Annotated in this window: 4 protein-coding genes; 3 read left to right on the forward strand and 1 reads right to left on the reverse strand. The window is 55.3% G+C overall.

Going from position 1 to position 4,751, the window contains the following annotated elements:
* From arcS to gltA, 3 genes are all read left to right on the forward strand, one after another.
* Positions 1-1,540 (forward strand): archaeosine synthase subunit alpha (arcS, locus tag QCH34_RS07010; protein ID WP_300332208.1); only part of this gene is annotated, 1,540 nt, incomplete at its 5' end.
* A 45-nt stretch (positions 1,541-1,585) separates the two neighbouring features.
* Positions 1,586-2,425 carry a sulfide/dihydroorotate dehydrogenase-like FAD/NAD-binding protein gene (locus QCH34_RS07015; protein ID WP_300332210.1) on the forward strand — a complete coding sequence of 280 codons (840 nt, stop codon included), beginning with the start codon at positions 1,586-1,588 and terminating at the stop codon, positions 2,423-2,425.
* A complete protein-coding gene (gene gltA, locus QCH34_RS07020; RefSeq protein WP_300332211.1) occupies positions 2,425-3,768 on the forward strand; it encodes an NADPH-dependent glutamate synthase in 1,344 nt (447 codons plus the stop codon). Before QCH34_RS07015 ends, gltA begins: the two co-directional genes overlap by 1 nt.
* Before the next feature lie 69 nt (positions 3,769-3,837).
* Here gltA and QCH34_RS07025 read toward each other — a convergent pair whose 3' ends face one another.
* Entirely contained in the window at positions 3,838-4,698 is an 861-nt protein-coding gene (locus tag QCH34_RS07025) for a mechanosensitive ion channel domain-containing protein (RefSeq protein WP_300332214.1), read from the reverse strand.
* Positions 4,699-4,751: the final 53 nt, after the last annotated feature.

The following is a 4,751-nucleotide window of genomic DNA, read 5'->3' on the forward strand; positions in this document are numbered from 1 at the left end:
CCCGGTTGCAGTCTTCCCGGATCTTGCATCACGCCCCTTCTCCAATATACCGCTTCAGGCTGATTTCGCATTTGTGAGAGAGTGGTTTGAACAAGCAGGGGAGCAGCCGATCCCTGTCCATCCGGTTCTTTCCGAGGGGATCTCTTCAGGTGATGCTGCGATCATCTCCTGCTGGCACACTGCCCTCACAAACCCCCGTACCTATACGGAATGGGTGGAGCAGTTCATCTCTTCCCTCCCCCCGGATGCCGCCCGGTACGCACCTGCATCCGCACTCCCATCCAATGCCGCGATGCTGGTTGCCACCGGCTTTGACCTCTTCGATACGATCGCAGTTGACCTGAGAGCGGCACAGGGGCTCTTCTGCACCACTGAAGGGGTCTATCCCGGCTCATGGATCAACGAGGGTGTCTGCTCGTGCTCAGGATGCCAGAGTGGCGATCTGAGAGAGCATAACCGGCAGGCACTTGCATCCGAGATTAAACTGGCAGCAGCACTCCTGAAACGGGGTGAACTGCGGGAGCTGATCGAGTCGCGATGCAGATCAGATGCCGCCCTTGTCGGCATCCTCCGCCATCTTGACGCGAAGAAGGCGTTCATGGAATTAAACTCCCCTATCGCACGGACGAGCCCATTCAAGGCATATACAGCAGAATCGATGAACCGTGTCGAGATCGATCGCTTTGAAGAGCGGGTGAAGAGCAGGTTCTCACAGGATCGATGGGATACATGCGTCCTCCTCCCCTGTGCTGCCCGGAAACCCTACTCATTCTCCCAGAGCCACAAAAAGTTCCAGGAGGCAGTTGCGGGAAGAGCACATGAGGTGATCGTCACCTCCCCGCTCGGTGTTGTGCCGCGTGAGCTGGAGCTGATCTATCCGGCAGCCCACTACGATGTTCCCGTCACCGGGTACTGGGATCGCGAGGAGAAGCATATCCTCACCCGATATCTGGCAGAATATCTCCGCACCCACCCATACCGGCGTGTCATCTCGCATCTCGAAGGCGGTGCCCGCGATGTGGCGCGTGCCGCAGCTGCGGAGGCAGGCATTCAGCTTGAAGAGAGCTGTATTGATGGCCGCCCGACATCACGTGAATCATTAAACCAGCTCTATGATGCACTGGCGGGTGAACGGAAGCGGTCTCCCGATATTGTCGGGGGGACGATCCAGTGGCAGTTTGGTATCACAATCGATACGAAAGGGATGATCATCAAAGGGAAAGGGCCTGAGAAGAAGGTGTACCGGGGGAGGCAGCAGCTCTTCTCCTTTGATCCGAATACAGGGCTGCTCAGGCCAACCTTTGAAGGCTGGGATCTCCTTCCCGGCTGCTACCGTGTCGGGATAGAAGGGTTTGTTCCGCAGGGCGATATCCTGGTACCGGGCGTCGCAGACGCGGATCCGGCGATCCGCGAGGGTGATGAGGTGCTTGTCACCGGCGAAGGGGTGCGTGCAACCGGGAGAGCGATGATGTCAGCAGATGAGATGAGCCGATCTTCACGCGGAGTTGCTGTGAAGGTGCGTAAAGTAAAGAGATCCTAGTTACAAACGCATACGAGATTATTGGGATATCCGGAGTGGTAGTGAGTGTATACAGTACGATCAGCAAAAACATTATCAGAAAACGTCTTTGAAACATGGATTGAGGCGCCTCATGTCAGCAGGAATGCAGAGGCGGGCCAGTTTCTTGTGCTCCGGATCGATGAGGAAGGAGAGCGGATCCCCCTCACCATATCAGGGGTGGATGGAGATCTGGTTCGCGTCATCTTTATGGCAGTCGGGACAACGACTGAAAAACTCGCTGCCCTAAAAGCAGGTGACACCATACTTGATGTTGTCGGACCCCTCGGGCAGCCGAGTGAGGTGCACCACTTTGGAAGCTGCGTCCTCGTCGGCGGCGGTGTCGGGATCGCGTGCCTTCCGATCATTGCAAAAGCGCTGAAGGCATCAGGCAACAGTGTGATCGGGATCATCGGTGCACGGAATAAGGACCTGTTGATCCTTGAAGATGAGATGAGAGAAGCCTGTGATGAGCTGATCGTCACAACCGATGACGGGTCATACGGGATCAAGGGCTTTGCCGCCGGACCCCTGAAGGAGATCTGCGAGTCCCGTCCGCCGGATGCGGTCTGGGTGATCGGTCCTGCCATCATGATGAAAGTGACCTCAGGAGTTACCAAGCCGTTTGGGATCAGGACATTTGTCTCGCTGAACCCGATCATGGTGGATGGAACAGGTATGTGCGGATCCTGCCGGGTTGTCGTGAATGGCGAGACGAAGTTTGCCTGTGTTGATGGCCCGGAGTTTGATGCCCATTTGGTGGACTTTGATCTCCTGATGAACCGCCAGCGGTTCTACCATCCTGAAGAAAAGGAATCCCGTGAACATCATCATTCAGGGGGATGCGGCTGCGGGGGGAACCATTAATGGCTGACCGTTCTGCTGAAGCAAGGGTCAAAGACTTCGCCGAGGTCGACTGCGGCATATCCGCTGAGGAGGCGGTTATTGAGGCGGCACGATGCCTCCGGTGCAAGAAGCCCGCATGTGTCGATGGCTGCCCGGTCGGAATCGACATTCCGGGATTCCTGAAGTATATCGAGGACGAAGACTTCCGATCTGCAATTGCGATCATCAAGGAGAGCAATATGCTCCCTGCAATCTGTGGCCGTGTCTGTCCACAGGAGGCTCAATGCGAGGGCGAGTGTATCCTCGGTGTGAAGGATAAGCCTATTGCGATCGGCGCACTTGAGCGGTTCCTTGCAGACTGGGAGCGGGAGCAAGGCGTCACTGCCCCGGCAGTTTCAGAGAAGAGGAAGGAGAAGATCGCCGTTGTCGGTTCAGGCCCTGCCGGGCTGACAGCAGCGGCAGAACTTGCACGCAATGGGTTCTCGGTTACAATATTCGAAGCACTCCATGCAGCGGGCGGCGTCCTCACCTACGGGATTCCGGAGTTCCGACTCCCAAAGAAAATAGTGGCTGCCGAGATCGATGAGGTGAAGCGGCTCGGTGTCGAGATCAAAACCAACCACCTTGTCGGGAGGAGTGTGCCGGTGGAAGAGCTGCTCTCCTATGATGCAGTCATCCTCGCAACAGGTGCCGGGCTTCCAGGATTCATGGGAATTTCGGGAGAGAACCAGATCGGCGTCTTTTCTGCAAATGAATTTTTAACCCGCGTGAACCTGATGCATGCAAATGCCTTCCCGGAGTATGACACTCCGGTCAAGCGCGGGGGGAATGTCGTTGTCATCGGTGGCGGCAATGTCGCGATGGATGCGGCCCGTGTCGCCCGCCGGATGGGTGCGGAGGTGACCCTCGTCTACAGGCGGAGGCAGGAGGATATGCCAGCCCGGCTTGTTGAGGTACATCATGCCGAAGAGGAAGGGATCCGCTTCCTCACCTGCACGAACCCGACCAGGATCCTGGGAGAAGGAACCGTCACCGGAGTCGAGGTTGTCTCGATGGATATGTGCGAGCTCGACGATTCAGGCCGCCCGAGTGCAAAGCCGATTCCGGGCAGCGAGCAGATCATCCCTGCAGATATCGTAATCGAGGCGATCGGCCAGAGCCCGAACCCGCTCCTGATCCGGATGATCGAAGGGCTTGTCCGTGAGAAGAAAGGAAACCTGAAGGTCGATATGGATGGCAGGACAACCATTCCAAAGATCTTCGCAGCAGGCGATGTTGCAACCGGTGCGGCAACGGTGATCCTTGCAATGGGTGCGGCGAAGGTCGCAGCAGAGTCGGTTCGAAAGATGTTTGATGGCGAATAGAGTGGAAACGACTCTCTATCACCACTCTTTTTTAGGTTTTTCGTTATTTCCCCTGTAACTGCCCCCGCATCAGGAGGCCTCAGGCAGATCTCCCGGCTGATAGAATCTCGGAGGGAGGATTCCTTCCAGCTGGAATGCCCGTTTTGTTCTCCGTGAGATCTCGGCCTTACATTCGAACTCATCACGGAGATCCCAGACATAGGCACGTGCCCGGAGCCGGACAGAGTGAAGCTGGTTTTCAGTGAGGATCGTGTAGGAGCAGGTGTCAGAGATATAGATATGCCGGGATGTAACAACAGCATCCCTGAAGAGTTTTATGGCACGATCGATATCCGCTGAATGATCGATGTAGATATCTATGACAACCATCATTTCGGTGAGACCTGCATTGGCGCTTGCGACGCTCTGGGTAATGATTTTGTAGTTTGGGATGGTGACATAATTGTCATCCGGGGTGATGATGCGGGTATCGAGCATCCCGATCTCAGCTACTTCACCATATTGGTCACCCATCGTGATACGATCCCCGATCCGGAATGGCTTCTCAAAGGCGATGATCACGCCGCCGATAATATTAGCAAAGACATCTTTGAGCCCAAAACCGATTGCAGCACCAAATAAACCGGAAAATGCAACAAGCTCGATTGTATCGAGGGTGATGATCTGGTGCAGGAGGTAAAGGATAGCTGTTGTATAGATGACGATATTCAGGATAGGGACGATCATCCGTACCGCTATCCGGGCATGGCCAAAATATTCCGAGAGCCGTAGTAAAACGAAGCTGAGAACCCGGGCGAGGATATAGGCCCCAATGAAAACCAGAGCTGCATCCAGCACAAGTGGGAGAATTTCATTATAAATATCCGAAACCGGCCCATTCACCAGGCTTCCCTGAGGGAGAGCCGGATCAATTGCACTGCCATCCACCATAGATATCACTCCCAGATAATCCTGAGTTTTCTAAGAAGATCATGCACCCCGAG

It is taken from the genome of Methanocalculus sp., from assembly GCF_029762515.1.
Lineage (GTDB): Archaea > Halobacteriota > Methanomicrobia > Methanomicrobiales > Methanocorpusculaceae > Methanocalculus.

Bases quoted from the DNA above. Each gene is read 5' to 3' on its own strand.
- gltA (WP_300332211.1), top strand. From the start codon at position 2,425: ATGGCTGACCGTTCTGCTGAAGCAAGGGTCAAAGACTTCGCCGAGGTC.
- QCH34_RS07025 (WP_300332214.1), bottom strand. From the start codon at position 4,698: ATGGTGGATGGCAGTGCAATTGATCCGGCTCTCCCTCAGGGAAGCCTG.